Annotated in this window: 15 protein-coding genes; all 15 read left to right on the top strand. The window is 54.0% G+C overall.

Annotation, left to right across the window (positions count from 1 at the left end; all coding sequences use genetic code 11):
• The gene (gene pabC / locus WG929_RS06660) at window positions 1-831 is read left to right on the top strand and encodes an aminodeoxychorismate lyase (protein WP_416205411.1); all 831 of its coding nucleotides are present in this window, start codon (window positions 1-3) and stop codon (window positions 829-831) included.
• Window positions 828-1883, top strand: a complete 1056-nt coding sequence (mltG, locus tag WG929_RS06655; RefSeq protein WP_416205410.1) for an endolytic transglycosylase MltG — start codon at window positions 828-830, stop codon at window positions 1881-1883. The genes pabC and mltG overlap by 4 nt, the downstream gene beginning before the upstream one ends.
• Window positions 1880-2530, top strand: coding sequence for a dTMP kinase (tmk, locus tag WG929_RS06650; RefSeq protein WP_416205409.1), 651 nt, complete (start codon window positions 1880-1882; stop codon window positions 2528-2530). Before mltG ends, tmk begins: the two co-directional genes overlap by 4 nt.
• Window positions 2527-3546, top strand: a complete 1020-nt coding sequence (gene holB / locus WG929_RS06645) for a DNA polymerase III subunit delta' (RefSeq protein ID WP_416205408.1) — start codon at window positions 2527-2529, stop codon at window positions 3544-3546. The genes tmk and holB overlap by 4 nt, the downstream gene beginning before the upstream one ends.
• The gene (locus WG929_RS06640) at window positions 3546-3890 is read left to right on the top strand and encodes a PilZ domain-containing protein (RefSeq protein WP_369854565.1); all 345 of its coding nucleotides are present in this window, start codon (window positions 3546-3548) and stop codon (window positions 3888-3890) included. Before holB ends, WG929_RS06640 begins: the two co-directional genes overlap by 1 nt.
• Window positions 3891-4067: 177 nt before the next feature.
• Entirely contained in the window at window positions 4068-6965 is a 2898-nt protein-coding gene (locus WG929_RS06635) for an insulinase family protein (RefSeq protein ID WP_416205407.1), read from the top strand.
• A 76-nt stretch (window positions 6966-7041) separates the two neighbouring features.
• Window positions 7042-7425, top strand: a complete 384-nt coding sequence (locus WG929_RS06630; protein WP_416205406.1) for a VanZ family protein — start codon at window positions 7042-7044, stop codon at window positions 7423-7425.
• A gap of 78 nt (window positions 7426-7503) precedes the next feature.
• Window positions 7504-10254 carry a CRISPR-associated helicase Cas3' gene (gene cas3, locus WG929_RS06625; RefSeq protein ID WP_416205405.1) on the top strand — a complete coding sequence of 917 codons (2751 nt, stop codon included), beginning with the start codon at window positions 7504-7506 and terminating at the stop codon, window positions 10252-10254.
• Window positions 10255-10320: 66 nt separating this feature from the next.
• Complete coding sequence (locus WG929_RS06620; protein WP_416205404.1) at window positions 10321-10584, top strand: type II toxin-antitoxin system TacA family antitoxin; 264 nt, start codon at window positions 10321-10323, stop codon at window positions 10582-10584.
• A gap of 224 nt (window positions 10585-10808) precedes the next feature.
• The gene (locus tag WG929_RS06615; RefSeq protein WP_416205403.1) at window positions 10809-11288 is read left to right on the top strand and encodes a GNAT family N-acetyltransferase; all 480 of its coding nucleotides are present in this window, start codon (window positions 10809-10811) and stop codon (window positions 11286-11288) included.
• Between the two features lie 70 nt (window positions 11289-11358).
• Entirely contained in the window at window positions 11359-13002 is a 1644-nt protein-coding gene (gene casA, locus WG929_RS06610) for a type I-E CRISPR-associated protein Cse1/CasA (protein WP_416205402.1), read from the top strand.
• Window positions 12999-13760 (top strand): type I-E CRISPR-associated protein Cse2/CasB, encoded by a 762-nt coding sequence (gene casB, locus WG929_RS06605; protein ID WP_416205401.1) that lies wholly within the window; start codon window positions 12999-13001, stop codon window positions 13758-13760. The genes casA and casB overlap by 4 nt, the downstream gene beginning before the upstream one ends.
• 23 nt (window positions 13761-13783) lie before the next feature.
• Complete coding sequence (cas7e, locus tag WG929_RS06600; RefSeq protein WP_416205400.1) at window positions 13784-14848, top strand: type I-E CRISPR-associated protein Cas7/Cse4/CasC; 1065 nt, start codon at window positions 13784-13786, stop codon at window positions 14846-14848.
• Window positions 14849-14853: 5 nt separating this feature from the next.
• Complete coding sequence (cas5e, locus tag WG929_RS06595; protein ID WP_416205399.1) at window positions 14854-15630, top strand: type I-E CRISPR-associated protein Cas5/CasD; 777 nt, start codon at window positions 14854-14856, stop codon at window positions 15628-15630.
• Entirely contained in the window at window positions 15630-16370 is a 741-nt protein-coding gene (gene cas6e, locus WG929_RS06590) for a type I-E CRISPR-associated protein Cas6/Cse3/CasE (RefSeq protein WP_416205398.1), read from the top strand. The genes cas5e and cas6e overlap by 1 nt, the downstream gene beginning before the upstream one ends.
• Window positions 16371-16445 lie beyond the last annotated feature (75 nt).

Here is a 16445-nt window from a genome sequence, read left to right as displayed (position 1 = left end):
GTGACCGTACTTTGTCGAGTGGCCGGTCAGTGGCAGGACTATTTACCTGCCACTGACCGTGGCCTGCAGTATGGCGATGGCCTGTTTGAAACCATGCGCCTGTCTGGCGGACGTGTACCGTTATGGTCGTTGCATCAGGCTCGGCTGCAGAGCGGTATCAGCGCCCTGTGTTTCCCGCCGACAACCATGGCCGATGTCTTGCTGGCGCTTGATGACGTGCCTCTCTCTGCGTCACTGGATCAGTATTCCGCTGCCAAATTGCTCGTTACCCGTGGGGCCGGGCCGCGAGGCTATCAATCTCCTGATCCGGTTCAGATCAGCATTCAGCTACACTTGTTTGATGCGCCCCGCTGGCGCTGGTCAGCGTTGCCAATGGGATGTTCCGGTCTAACCGTTGGCGTAAACGAGGTTCGCCTGGGCAGACAGCCACGGCTCGCCGGATTAAAACACCTGAACCGGCTTGAACAGATACTGGCAAGGGCCGAGTTTCAACCGGGTTGGGATGAAAGCCTGATGTTGGACGAACAGGGGGATGTTATCGAAGGCTGTTACTCCAACCTGTTGGTCTGCAAGGCGGGGCAGTGGCTGACGCCGATGCTGGATGCTGCGGGCGTCAATGGCGTGATTCGTCAATGGCTGCGCCAACAGCTGGTCGTAACAGAAGCCCGCTTGTCGCTGGACGATATCAAACAGGCTGATGCGTTGGTCCTGAGTAACAGCCTGATGGGCATCGTGCCGATTGCCCGTCTGGATAATGTAGAATATTCCCCGAACCATGAAGCACTGGATGCCATGAAGGCGTTGCAGTCCAGGCTGGAGAGTCTTTTTTGAAAAAATTATTGGCGTTGATCGCCACCTTGCCCGTTTTGCTGCTGGCATTGGGGTTGGCGATCTGGACGTTACCGGCCAGCAATGACAGTGCTGTACGTATTCAGATCAATCCTGGCGATACCCTGACTGGCAAAGCCCGGCAATGGGAAGCGGATGGCTGGTTGCCATCGGCACTGCTGCTGCGCATACAGGCCCGCTTATTAAAAAAGCAGCACCTGCGCGCCGGGGAGTATGACGTACCGCCGCAGCTGACTGGCCCTGAATTACTCGCCTGGCTCGAAACCGCTGAGGCGGTCACCTACCGCGTTCGCCTGATTGAAGGCACACGGCTGGCGGAGGCACTAAACAACATCGCCAGCGCACAGCAGCTGAAACAAGATATCCAACCGCTTAACCCGGAACAGGTCGGACGTTTGCTTGGCATCGACGGCAACCCGGAAGGCTGGCTGTATCCAGACACTTATGTGTATCCGAGTGGCGCTTTGGCCTCCTCTGTGATCATCCAGGCCTACCAGCGTATGCAAAGCCAGCTGCAAGACGCCTGGCGTCAGCGCGCCAAAGACCTGCCGTACAGCACGCCGTACCAAGCGCTGGTGATGGCCTCCATTGTCGAAAAGGAAACTGCCGTGGCAGCAGAACGGCCCCAAATTGCAGGGGTATTTGTACGCCGCCTGCAGCAAGGTATGCGGCTGGAAACCGATCCGACGGTGATTTACGGCCTCGGTGACGACTTTGCCGGTAACCTGCGCAAACGCCATCTGCTCGATCGCAGTAACCCCTACAACACCTATCGCAATCGTGGCTTACCGCCGACGCCGATCGCCCTGGCCGGACGTCAGGCGCTGGAAGCCGCGCTGCATCCGGCAGACGGGGAGAGTCTGTTTTTTGTTGCCCGTGGTGATGGCTCGCACGTATTTTCTGCCACCTTTGAACAGCACAACAAGGCGGTTCTCCAGTACCAGATACGCAACCGCAAGGCCGATTACCGGTCTACACCGGAACCTGTTCCGTCATCACCTCCGGAACTGCCAGCAGCAGGAGCACAGCCATGACATCGAACCCGCGTGGCAAATTCATTACCTTTGAAGGCGGCGAGGGAGTCGGTAAATCCACCAATATTCACTGGTGCTCCGATTGGCTCACGGCACAAAACATCGACGTCATTGTGACGCGGGAGCCTGGTGGTACGCCTATCGCCGAACTGATTCGTAACAAGCTGCTGAAGGCGCATCACGCCGAACCCATGGTGCCGATGGCGGAGCTGTTACTGATGTTTGCGGCCCGTGCCCAACACCTCGAAGCGGTTATTTTACCGGCCTTGTCCCAAGGCACCTGGGTGCTGTGTGATCGTTTTACCGACTCCACCATTGCCTACCAGGGTTTTGGCCGGGGGCTGGATCTGAGCAGCATCGAAACCCTCAAAACCCTCGTCCAGGGAACACTGGAACCAGACTGCACCCTGTTGCTCGACGCCCCGATTGAAGTCGGTATGGCGCGTGCCCATGGTCGGTCGGTCGCCACGGGTGAGGCGACCGATCGTTTTGAAATCGAACAGCTGGCATTTTTTGAACGGGTGAGAGACGGCTTTCAGACACTGGCGGCGACACATTCCCGCTTTGTTACTCTGGATGCCACCCAGACACTGGATGATATTCAGGCCGAACTGGCGATTCGGCTCAACCTGCTGAGAGCTCCATGAGCGACTCTCACTGGACGCATGTTTACCCTTGGCAATCCAGACTCTGGAATGACCTGATCAAACGCCATCAACAGCAGGGGTTGCCCCATGCGCTGATGTTTACCGGTGTCCGGGGAATTGGCAAACACGCGCTGGCGCTACAGACCGCACGCTGGTTGCTTTGCTCTCGCCGGATAGAACAACAAGCCGGTGTTGCCTGCGGTGAATGCCACAGTTGTCGTTTGTGGCAAGCTGGCAACCATCCAGACTTCATGGAATGCAAACCGGAAGACGGCAGTCGGCAGATCCGTATCGATGGCATCCGCAAGCTCAACGAGTTTCTGATGCAGACGCCACAAATCAGCGCTTGCCAGGTGGTTAATCTGCACCCGGTTGAAGTACTTAACGGCAATGCCGCCAACGCCTTGCTCAAAACCCTGGAAGGACCGCCGGGGGAGAGTTTTTTGCTACTCGAAACCGAGCGCCTCGGTTCCGTGATGCCGACCATTCGCAGCCGTTGCCAGCGTCTGGCGTTGGCGACACCACCGCATCAGCAGGCCATCGACTGGATGCTGGCTAACGGTTGTGATCCGGCAGCGGCAGCGCAGGCCTTGCGAATGAACCAGATGGCACCGATTGCAGCGCTGCGATGGGTACAGCAGCAGCGGCATGAACAACATCAAACCTGGCTACAGCAGTTGCAGCAATGGTCAAACGGCGCACTGCCGCTCGATGCCATGGTGACGATCTGGAAAAACGACGAACTCGCCGACGTACTGGCCTGGCTTGGCCAGCTAACGGCCGATCTGATGCGTGCCCATATGGGAGCCGACACCACGCAATTGCTGGAACCTGAGGTGCTGGGCTGTTTTGACGCCGCTACTCTGCAACCGGCAAAACTGGTAGCCTTGCACGACCGAATCAACAAGGCGTTAGGGCAATTACAGTCCGGAGCCAGTTTTTTTAATCGCCAGCTGTTGCTGGAATCACTGATGATCGAGTGGCAGACACTCGTGACCGAACCAGGGAGACACTGATGGCCAATATGGGGCGTAGCGGTATTCTGACGTTGACCATCAAGGACAAGGCCGTACTGTACGGTGCCTACATGCCGTTTCTCAAAGATGGCGGCCTGTTTATTCCAACCAATCGCACTTACAAGCTCGGTGACGAAGTGTTTTTGCTGTTAAAGCTGATGGATGACCCGGAAAAACTGCCGGTTGCTGGCAAAGTCGTCTGGATTACGCCTCCCGGTGCCCAGGGCAACAAAACGGCAGGCATCGGCGTGCAGTTTACCGGTGATAACACCATGGCACGGGATCGTATCGAAACCCATCTTGCCGGTGCCATGAAGTCCGACCGTCTTACCCACACCATGTGACCCTCAAGCATGTACTCAAAGATGTAAGAAATAACCACACACTCCAGCGCGCTGCTTCGGTTGTTGCTGTGGAGTGACAAACCGTTTTATTCAGTAAAGAGGCCTTCCGTATCGCTATCTGCCAGAAAGTCATCAATACTGAAAACCTGCGTTGTCTGAATACTACAAGGTCCGTTTATGTCTGATTCTGCTTTTCGTCATCTGGGTGCCACTCCGGTTGAATCCCTTAATCTGGTGGTTCACCACTATGAACACAGCGGCACCGGGGCGGTTCATTACCACCTGGAGTCTGACCACGACGAAAAGGCCTTTATGGTCGCAGTTCGTACCATGCCGAAAGACTCCACCGGAGTAGCGCACATTCTTGAGCACACGGTGCTGTGCGGTTCGGAAAAATTTCCGGTACGTGATCCGTTTTTTATGATGACCCGGCGCTCGCTCAACACCTTCATGAACGCCATGACCAGCAGCGACTGGACCGCTTACCCGTTTGCTTCCCAGAACGACAAGGACTTCAACAACCTGCTCGACGTTTATCTGGATGCGGTCTTTTTCTCGCGTCTGGACCCGCTCGACTTCGCCCAGGAAGGCCACCGGCTGGAACTCGAAGACCCGCAAGACCCGAACTCCAAACTGGTCTTCAAAGGTGTCGTATTCAACGAAATGAAAGGGGCCATGTCATCTGCTGTGTCGCAGCTATGGCAAGGTATCAGCTCCTACCTGTTCCCGACCACCACCTACCACTTCAATAGCGGCGGCGAACCGGCAGAGATCACCCAGCTCAGCTACGACCAGCTGATGCATTTTTACAAAAGCCATTATCACCCCAGTAACGCCGTGTTCATGACGTTTGGTAACCTCAATGTTGATGAACTGCAAGCCCGGCTCGAAAGCGAAGTGCTGTCGCGCTTTGAACGCCAGACCCAGAGCTGGAGTGTCCCGGCAGAACAACGCTACGCTGCCCCCGTTGCTGTGCAGGAATATTATGGTGTTGATGGCGATGACCTCAGCGCCAAAAGTCACCATGTGCTGGGCTGGTTGCTGGGCTTCTCGATCGATCTGGACGCCCAGCTGGAAGCCAACCTGCTCAGCCAGATACTGCTCGACAACAGCGCCTCGCCACTGCGTCGTGCGCTGGAACAGACCGAACTGGGTGGCTCGCCATCACCGCTGTGTGGTCTCGAAGAGTCCAATCACGAAATGAGCTTTATGTGCGGTGTGGAAGGCAGTGAACCGGAACATGCCGAAGCCGTAGAAACCCTGATCCTCGACACCCTGCAGCGGGTAGCCGAAGAGGGTGTAGAAGCCGACATCGTTGAATCCGCCTTGCATCAGCTGGAACTGCACCAGCGCGAGATCGGCGGCGACCACTATCCCTATGGCCTGCAACTGATTTTTAATGCATTACCCGCCGCAACCCATCACGGTGACCCGGTGGCGATGCTCAACCTCGACCCGGCACTGGCTCGCTTGCGCACCAACGCCAGTCAACCTGGCTGGGTACAGGCAGCCGTCACCCGTCTGTTACTGAACAATCGCCATCGCGTACGCTACAGCCTGCTGCCGGATGCTGGCCTGAACGCCGAAGCCAAGCGACTGGAACAACAACGCCTGGACACCATTCGCGCCAATTTGACGACGGATCAGCTGCAAGCCATTCGCGACCAGGCGGAAGCTCTGCAACAACGTCAGGCAGCAGAAGACGATCCTGGTTTGTTGCCACAAGTGACCCTCGAAGACGTCAAGCCCGAGCTTCACCATGTCGCCCCCGACAACCACTATGCCGAAGCGCTGACGACGACCGAATACATTGCAGGCACCAACGGCATTCTGTACCAGCAACTGATTACCGATCTGCCAGGACTGAGCGCCGAGCAACTCAGCTGGCTGCCATTGTTTACCAACGCCTGGAGTGAAGTCGGTGCCGGGGGCAACGACTACCTGACCCAGCAAGTCAAACAGACCGCATTGGTGGGCAGCCTGTCGAGCTACGCTTCCATTCGTGGTGATGTCGAAAATAGCCAACAACTGCACGGCTACCTGGTGATGGGTGGCAAGGCACTGGGCACCAAGGCCAGTGAATTCAGCGCGCTGATGAAAGAGACCTGGCAAACCCCGACCTTCGATGAAAATACCCGCCTGCTCGACCTGCTGACCCAGATGAAAGCCCGCCGTGAACAGGGCGTGACCGGCAGCGGTCACAGCCTGGCGATGTCTACCGCCGCCGCCTCACTGAATCCGGTTGCCAACATCACCAACGTCATGAGCGGCATGCCCCAGCTGGTTGAACTGAAACAACGGCTGAAACTGGCTCAGCAAGACGGCGGAGCCTCTTTGTCTGCCGCGCTCAACAATCTGTACCAGTGTATCGCCAACAGCCCGGATGAAGCCTTGCTGGTTCATGATGCGCCCCATCGTGATGCCCACCTCGCCGCACTGCAGCAGCAATGGCCACAGCCATCCGTGGTGACACCCACCACATTGGCCTGGACACCGGTACCAACCGCCAACTACTGGATGGTCGATTCACAAGTCAACTTTTGTGCCTGGGCACTGCCCACCGTCGCCATGGTGCACGAAGATGCCGCCGTACTGTCGGTATTGGCTGGAGTGCTGCGGAACGCCTACCTCCACACTGCCATTCGCGAAAAAGGCGGTGCTTACGGTGCCGGAGCGACGCAAGACAACGCCAGTAGCTGCTTCAAATTCTACTCCTACCGCGACCCACGTGTTGAAGGCACCTTTGACGATTTCGCCGCCTCCATTGGCTGGGTACTGGAGCGTGCGAATGGCGACGATCTGGTAGAACAGGCCGTACTCGGACTGATCGGCGGGATGGATCGCCCTGGCTCGCCAGCAGGCGAAGCCAAACAGGCATTTCATATGGACCGGGGTGGCCGCAGCCGCGATTTGCGTCAACAGTACCGCGAGCGCCTGCTGGAGACCCGCTGGGCTGATGTCCAACGGGTAGCCGCCACCTATCTGAAAGATCAGAGCGGAAGCAAAGCCGTGATTGCCCCGCGTGGAACGCAAGACATTGCCGCCGCGCTTGGCCTGACCGCGCAAGACTTTTAAACTCTGCACGCAACCAGCGGGTGTTGCTCACCTGCTGGCTGTCGCCCTTGCCAACCTTATTTTTCGAGCAACCCCGATGACCACCTTGCTCTATCTCGCCCGAATCCTGCTTGTTGCTGTACTTGTTGTTGTGGTTTGGGCATCGCTCAAACAGACCGGCAACACCATTGCTGGCTCCGATAAAATCGCCCACTTCCTGGCCTACATGTCCCTGGCTGGACTGGGGCTAGTCAGCTTCCAGCTACTGCGTAACCAATGCCTGTTTATGCTGTTTTGCCTGGCACTGGGCGGCACCATGGAGCTGATCCAAGGACAACTGCCACACCGGGTTATGGGCTGGGACGACATGCTCGCCAACAGCCTGGGCGTACTGACCGCCATTTTAGTCTATTGGCCACTGAGAGGGTGGATTGACCGGCTGCTGGGGCGGGGGACGACGGCTGCCACCAGTGGAGAATAACGCCGTTACCCCTCACCCTCAGCTGTTGAGTCAGGGTGTTGTCTGATAACGGCATCTTGTATTCAGGGAAGAATTCTTATGGTCGAGAACAATTATTATCGCTACCTGGGCAAAGCCAACGCCGGGAAAGACAATACGGCCCGCTACCATTTATTGGCTTATCACTCGCTTGATGTGGCGGCAACGGGGTATCTGTTGTTGTCTCAGCAGGATGGACTGCTGAATGATTTGTCGGATCTGCTGGAGCTTCCTCCCGAGTCATTAAAACGTCTGCTTACCTTTCTGTTGGCATTACATGATCTTGGTAAGTTTTCGGCCGCTTTTCAGCAGTTGCCCGTTTTTTCTGCTTTTTCATCCGGATTGAAACCGCCTGCGAGAAGCTATGACGCCAGCACACACCGGCATGACCGCCTGGGGAGTTATCTGGTAGAGCAGTTATTTCGTAAAGGTCAGATTGATATCCCTGGTTGGAATAACCGTCCGGTTCATGCCCGTAAAAGTGCCTTACAGTTCGGCAAGCTAATGGATGTGGTGCTTGGCCATCATGGCAAGCCGATCAATGCCCGCACTGATGGAATGCAAGCCTTCTATTGCGAAGAAAATATTGCCGATGCGTCAGCTTTTGTGGCGGATCTGTTCAATTTGCTTGACGTTGATTTGCCCGTCGAGCAACTGGTCGATAGAGAGTGGCAAGGCCGGTTCGCATTGGCCAGCTGGGTTCTGGCCGGTTGGGCGGTTATCTCAGACTGGGTTGGTTCGGATCAGCAATATTTCCACTACCGTACTGATGCGATGTCGGTCGATGAATACTGGCCAATAGCGCAACAAAACGCCCGTAGAGCGTTGGATGCAACCGATCTGATGGTCGGAATCCGGGCCAGTAATTTTCCTGGGTTTCAATCTCTGTTTGGTTTTGAGCCAACGCCGCTGCAACACTGGGCGGAACACATTGAGTTATCCGAGCAGCCGCAACTGTTTATTCTGGAGGACATTACCGGGTCGGGTAAAACTGAAGCGGCATTGACCTTGGTGCATCGATTGATGGCGGCAAAACATGCCCAAGGTTTCTATTTTGGCTTGCCGACCATGGCGACGGCCAATGCCATGTTTCATCGCTTGGCGGATCATTATCTGAAAATGTTTGATACGAGCTCTGGCCGTAAACCATCGTTGGTATTGGCTCACTCAGCTCGAGCAATGGATGAACGCTTCCGGGAGGCCGTAGGGGTTCAGGGAGCAGACGACAGTGCCTATGACCGTGATGACGAAACCGCCAGCTTGTATTGCAACCAATGGTTGGCAGATTCCCGCAAAAAAGCCTTATTGGCCCCGGTAGGGGTTGGCACGATAGATCAGGCTTTGCTCGGGGTGTTGCCTCGTAAACATCAGAGTTTGCGGGTGCTGGGTCTACATCATAAAGTGCTGGTGTTTGATGAAGTTCACAGTGCCGATGCCTATCAGCTGCAATTGCTGGAAACCCTCTTGAAGCTTCATCTTCATCAGGGGGGGAGTGTCATTTTGCTCACCGCTACCCTGAGCTTTGACGCCCGTGAGCGGTTGTGCCGAATCTGGAATGAGGTGCCGGTGTCGTCATGGGGCAAACCGTTAACGGGGCCATGGCTGACTCAGTCCAGAAGACTGGACGACTTCCCCCTGGCGACGCGTGTTGCAAGAGGAGAAATTCCGGATGAGGCCGCAGTGGGCAGCAGAGCTGCAGTTTCTCGGCGAGTCGACGTTGATTTTCTGCATGATGTTGACGTTGTGATCCAACAGCTGTTAGCTGCCGCTAAAACAGGGCGTTGTGTTGTCTGGGTGCGTAACACCGTAGGGGATGCCCAGCAAGCCTATGACACCATTAACCAGCAACTGGCCAATGCGCCATCGGACTCTGGCTTCACTTGTGAAACCCTGTTGTTTCACAGTCGCTTTACGCTGCATGATCGCAAACGTATCGAACGCCAAGTGTTGCATTGGATTGGAAAAACGAGTCAACCAGCGCTCCGCGCTGGCAAAATCATCATTTGTACCCAGGTGTTCCAGGAAAGTCTGGATGTCGATGCGGATTTGTTAATAACCGATTTGTGTCCAATCGACGACCTGATTCAGCGAGCAGGGCGACTACATCGTCATCTACGGGAGCATCGATCGGGTGAAACCCCCAAGCTGCAGGTGTATTCACCAGAGTGGCAAGAGCAACCAGCCCTTGACTGGCTGCAACAGAACTTTCGTGCGACGCAAGCGGTATATCAAAGTCCGGCATCGCTCTGGATGGCAATGAAAGTGCTGCGAGCGCAGGGCGGATACCGTATGCCGGACGATGCCAGACGGTTGATCGAATCGGTTTATGGTGAGTTGGCTCCAGCGCTACCAGAAGCTTTTGAAGGGCTCGAACTGGAATATCGAACGGCGCAGCGCCTCAAGGCCAGTACCGGCCAGATCCGTCGTATATCCATTGAACAGGGTTATAGCTGGGGTGTTGCAGATGGCGACTGGCCAGAGGATCAATCCGATCTCAGTACCCGTTACCAGGAAGTTGATCAGGATTCGCTGGTTTTGGTACGTCGGGTTGATGACCAGTTAATCCCCTGGGTGACTGATGCACAATTCGCGATAGAGCTCAGCACCGTCAAGCTCGCATCGAACAAACGTAAACAGCTGACAGCCTTGCTAGGCCCTTCGGATGGCAAAAGTGGCTCCCCAGACGTGCTGGATTTTCTGCAGCGTTATCGTAATGCCAGATACCAGTATCTCTGGTTGGCGGAAGAAGATGAGGTGATGCGGTATTGTATGGAGTCAGGTGTTATTGCTGGCGTAATAAATAAAAGCTAATGTCTTTCAGCTATTTTGATTGGTATAGTGTGTATCAAATGAATACACAAAAAGACAGGTATTGTTATGGCTAGAACAGCGCCAATCAATATGAGAGTGGAGCCAGGTCAGCAGGCACTTTTGACTAAGGCGGCTGCGTTGGTGAACAAGGACAGGACGTCATTTATTCTGGAAGTTGCCTGTCGAGAGGCTGAGAACATACTGCTCGACCGGCGACTCTTTCAGCTGGACGATAGCGCGTTCCAGGCATTTGAAGAAGCGCTTGATCGGCCAGTACCTATGAATACAAAGCTGAAAAATCTTTTGTCGGAAGAATTTCCCTGGGATTGAGGGAATCTGTAAAACCCCGCAGAGCGGGGAAGCGCAGGTACTGCAGCCATCACTACAGCCATCGTTGGTGCATCTCCAGGTTACTGGAGAACGGTATGAGTTTAACTGATATGGTTTGATTTTTTAAATAAGACGATGGCTGTTGTAAATTTTTCTCAATCATTGATATTCTGAATGCAAAGCAAGGATAGGAGTCTATATTGATGGGGTCGCTGTTACAGCCCATGGCGTTGAATCATACTCATGAGTTATTGGGTTTCGATTGTGGCAACGAGACCTTGAATGAATGGTTAATAAAACGTGCGCTCAAAAACCAGATCAATGGGGCCAGTCGTACGTTTGTGATCTGCTCTGGTCAGAGGGTGGTTGGTTACTATGCTCTGGCAACTGGCAGTGTCGAGCGTACACTGACGAATAGTAATTTCGCTCGTAATATGCCAGAACCTATTCCGGTGATTGTACTGGGACGTTTGGCGATTGACACGCGTTGGCAGGGGAAGCGATTGGGTGCTGCTTTATTAAAAGATGCACTGACAAGAGTTGTGCAGGTGTCCAACCAGGTGGGTATTCGAGGAGTGCTGGTGCAAGCAATCTCAGATACCGCAAAAGTTTTTTATCAACAGTATGGATTCCAGCCGTCTCCTACGGATGATATGTCGTTACTGATCTCTGTTAAAACGATACGGGAACATATGGTCTCGTGACTGCATCGATAGTTTCTTTACTCTGAGCAAGCATAAAACGAAGGTTTTGATAGACGACACAGGAGGTGTGATGAATCTGCTCAATGACCCATGGCTGCCGGTTATTCTGATTAACGGCCAGCAAACGACCATCCGCATGGCAGAGATTGTCAGGCCGGACATCAAGAATCTTGCGTTTCCTCGTACCGATTTTCAAGGCGCTGCCTATCAGCTGATGATCGGCGTGTTGCAAACGGTGTTTGCGCCGGAAGACGAAGATGAATGGCTCGGGCGCTTGCAAGCCCCGCCATCAGAATACGATTTGCAACAGGCGCTCGAACAAATAGCCCATGCCTTTAATCTGACTGGCGACGGCCCGCTGTTTATGCAGGATTTTGACTCGTTAGAGAGCGCCAAATCATCCTCTGTTGCGTCGCTGTTGATCGAAGCCCCCGGCGAAAACGGCATCAAGCTTAATACCGACTTTTTTATCAAGCGGCAGTTGATGCAGCAGATGTCGTTACCCATGGCGGCCTTGGCCTTGTTTACGTTACAAATCAACGCGCCTTCTGGGGGGCAGGGGCATCGTACCGGTTTGCGTGGTGGTGGGCCGCTATCGACATTGGTGTTGTCGAATCAGGCTGAAGCCACTTTGTGGTCATCACTGTGGCTGAATGTCATGTGTTTGAGCTGGTTCCAGCAAGCGATCAAAGGTGAGTGGCCGGAACCGGATTTTACCGATGGTTCGGTATTTCCCTGGTTGGCCGCCACCCGTACTAGTGAGAAAAAGGGCAGTGCGGTGCTACCGATCGATGTTCATCCACTGCAGCGCTACTGGGCCATGCCCCGGCGTATTCGCTTGGATGTTGAAATGAGAGAAGGGCAGTGCGACCTGTCTGGAAGGGCATCGAAACCACTGGTCAGCCACTACCGGTCACAAAATTATGGCGCTAACTATGAAGGTGACTGGTACGTTCATCCATTTACTCCGTACCGTGGAGACCCTAAAAAACCGGAAGAAGAGCGCTTGTCGATCAAGGGCCAGCCGGGTGGTATCAGCTACAAACAATGGGATGTTTTACGGCTGGCCGCAGATAGCAGTTCTGGTGGTAACCAGAACCCCGCATTAGTGGTCGATCATATGCATGAAATGGCTCACCGGCTGGCTGATGAGTTGCAAGAGCAGCTGCGTTTATGGGCGTTTGCCTACGATATGGACAATATGAAACCCCGTGGCTTCTATAGTATTGAAATGCCGTTTGTTGCTTTGCCACCGACGTTAGAAAAAGCTTTTTTTAGCGAGGTTAAACGGCTGCAAGGCTTGGCGACGGACATACTCAAACAAGTACGCTCCCAGATCAAAAAGGCCTGGTTTGAACGCTCAGAAGATGCCAAGGGTGACTTCAGCTTTATTGACCTCACCTTCTGGCAGCGAACAGAAGCACATTTTTTTGCTGCCATCAGTGAGCTTGGCAAAATCGCCAAGGCGCATCCGGATTATCTGCAATTGTCGCCAGAGAGTGCCCGGCGTTGGTTAAAAGCCATGCAACGTACAGCGCTGGATATCTTTGACGAAACAGTACTGTCCAGTGAACCCGAACCACGCAAAATGAAAGACAAAATACAGGCCAGAAACGAACTGAAAGTCTGGCTGTATTACAGTAAAAAACCGATTCAACAGTTCAAAACGGACTACCAGGTTGACGCAACCAAACCACAGGAGGTGAGCCAGTGACAGTCGCACCCTATTGCCAGTATTTAACGGTGGAGCAAGCCAGGCAGCTTCGGCGCTGGCACCAATCGATGAATGCGGCCCCGAGTGAATTGCAAGAGCAGAACATCATGCAGGCACCTTCTGGCCAGCGGGCCAGGTTATGTCGATCTGAAAATCTGCCTGCACTCTTGATGACTGATGGGTTTCGTCGGCTCTGGTTCACGATCAACCCTCCCGTGGACACTGATATTGACGAAGCTCCCGGCTCGTCAGACGCCGTTAAGTCAGAGGTCAAGCCGGCACCGAACGAGCTGGCACAACACTCGAAGCCACAAACAAAACGCAACTACCTGGATAACCACTTCGCCATGCTGGCCTGGGCCTGTGTGGCGGGTGTACTGGCGGATGTGCGTACCGATGTTACTCCACGGACAAAGACCAAAGATACCGCCAAGGGAAAATCCAAAAGTGAAGAAAACATCGACTACCGCTCGCTGGCCGCTATGGCCGGATCACCAGTAAAAAACAGTGAGCGTTCCCTGCTGAGTGAACTGAGATTTCAGCGGCTACAGACCGCAGAGAGTGAAGAAGAGTTGTTACTGCTATTGCGCCGTCTGGTGAAACAACTGGATCGCAAGGCACCACTGGCCCGACTGGCCGACGACATCCTCTGCTGGTTTGCGGAATATCACGACCGTGTGCCCCGGGACGTCGAAAAACGTATTGCTCTGAAATGGGCGACTGAATATTACCGCGCTGCCAGCAGCCACTCTAAATAAACTCACCGTAAAAGGAATTCATCATGAGTCAGTTTTTACAACTTCATATCCTCACCTCTTATCCGCCATCCAATCTCAATCGTGATGATATGGGCCGCCCCAAAACCGCCCGCATGGGCGGTAGTGAACGCCTGCGCATCAGCTCCCAGAGCCTGAAACGACACTGGCGCACATCCGATCTGTTTGAGCATTCGTTGGATGGCCATATCGGCACGCGCACCAAAAATATTGGTCCTAGTGTTTATGATGTGCTGGTGGCTAATGGCGTGGCTGAGAAAAAAGCCAAGGAATGGGCGGCAGACATTGCCAATGTGTTTGGCAAGGTAAAAAAAGAACAGCTGGAGATTGAACAGCTGGTGCATGTCAGTCAGGCGGAGTGGAAGGGTGTCATGGCGTTGGCCAAGCAGTTAGCCGAAGAACAGCGGGCTCCAGAAACAGAAGAGTTGAAACTGTTGCGTAAGGATCGTATGGATGCTGATATCGCCTTGTTCGGTCGTATGCTGGCATCCAAACCCGATAAAAATATCGAGGCCGCCTGCCAGGTTGCCCATGCCATCAGCGTTCATTCGGTCACTATTGAAGACGACTATTTCACCGCAGTGGATGACTTGAATGATGGACAAGATGATCTTGGTGCTGCGCATATTGGCGAGCGGGGTTTCGCCGCTGCCTTGTTCTACAGCTACCTCTGCATTAATGTTGATCAGCTGGTGGAGAACCTCAACGGTAATAAAGACCTCGCTGATAAAACACTCAAAGCTCTGACGGAAGCTGCTGTCAAAGTCTCACCAACTGGCTATCAAAACAGCTTCGGCAGTCGTGCTTATGCCAGCTACGTACTGGCAGAACAAGGCGAGCAGCAGCCTCGCTCCCTGTCTGTTGCTTTCCTCAAACCCGTAGACGGGCGCGAGCAGGGTATGGCGCTGGAGGCCATTGATACGTTGAACCAACAAATCGATATTTTCGACCAAGTCTATGAGCCCTGTGCAGATACTCGCTATGCACTCGATGCCGTCACCGGCCAGGGAAGCTTCAAGGAGCTGTTAGCGTTTGTCAGTTTGAATAATGAGACCGGCAGCGGGGAATAACCAATATGGAATATCTGGTTTTTCGACTCTATGGGCCAATGGCCAGTTGGGGACAAGCCGCCGTTGGCGGTGACCGGCCAACCGCAATGGCCCCTGGAAGAGCCGCTATCATTGGTTTGCTAGGTGCCGCTTTGGGGGTGAAGCGTGATGATGAAGCCGGTCAACAGCGGCTGTTCGACATTATTGTCGTGGCCGTAAAACAGCTGGGTGCGGGTACCTTGCTGCGTGATTATCACACTGTACAAGCACCTTCGACGGATAAAAAATTCACTCATTACAGCCGTAAAAGTGAACTGGCTGGCCCCAAGGAAAAACTGAATACCGTATTGTCGAGTCGTCATTATCGTCAGGATGGTGTTTGGGTGGTGGCCATTTCTCTTTCCCAACACTCAGCAGAACTGACTTTGGAATACTTGCAAGCAAAGCTGCAACGCCCGGTTTTTCCACTGTATCTGGGACGTAAATCTTGCCCTCCTGCCTTGCCGTTGACCCCCATGCTGGTATCGACCGATCACTTGAAAAACGCCCTGGATACTGATTTTCCTGCCATTGTGGGTAATGAAGTGGGCAACGATGTGCGTACTGGTGTTACGACAGACAGATACTGGTTGGGTATGGGGAAACAGGCGACTTACTACTGGCAAGGTGAGCTGGTGGATCTCGACGGTGAACATCACGACGACACCTTGACGTACCACCCGTGGGATGACCCCATCAGTCGTAGCCGCTGGCAGTTTGGCCAACGCCGCCAACACCAGCTTACCCTGATGGAGGATCGCTGATGTATTTTTCCCGAGTCACAATCAGCAACGCCTTGACTGCATCCCAAGAGCTTGTGGAGCTGCAAAAAAATGGCGCATACGCCAGTCATGCATTGCTATGGCAGCTGTTTCCCGGCTATGAAGACAGCTGGAGCAACCTTAAAGGCAAAGCAAAAGAACAGGCCCAACGCCCGTTTCTGTTTCGCGAAGAAATCGATAGCAATGGTCTGCCGCTTTTTTATGTGTTGTCTGAACAACAACCCGTAGCGGCGCATCCTGCATTTGCCTGCCAGACCAAACCGTATCAGCCACGATTGAGTGCGGGCGATCGACTGGCTTTCAAGCTCCGGGTGAATCCTGTGGTCAGCATTCGCGATGAGCAGGGCAAATCACGACGTCACGATGTCCTTATGAACGCCAAGAAAAACGCCGACGTCTCTGGCCTGAACTCCCACGCAGCACAGCAAAAAAAAGCACTGGCAGCCCATCAAGCTGCCCTTGGCTGGATTTCCGACAACAAACGTCTGGCGGAGTGGGGCATACAGTTGGAAAGTGAACCCGAGCTTGATCACGACAGTTATTATCAACACCAACATTATCAGCCAAAAGGAAAACACACGATTCGCTACTCCACGGTGGATTATCAAGGATTGTTGACGGTTGTTGATCCCGAGCGTTTTTTGCAGACCCTGGCCAAAGGCGTTGGCAAGGCTAAAGGCTTTGGCTGTGGGCTGTGGTTGATTCGCCGGTGTCAGGGGTGAAAACCTTGGGGTCGGCCATCAGCATCAGCGGCCAGGCCCTGTTAGACGAATGCTTACCGCACGAGGATTAACTCA

It is taken from the genome of Oceanobacter antarcticus (assembly GCF_044962685.1).
Classification (GTDB): Bacteria; Pseudomonadota; Gammaproteobacteria; order Pseudomonadales; family Oceanobacteraceae; genus Oceanobacter; species Oceanobacter antarcticus.
This window is presented reverse-complemented; position numbering and strand designations above follow the sequence as displayed.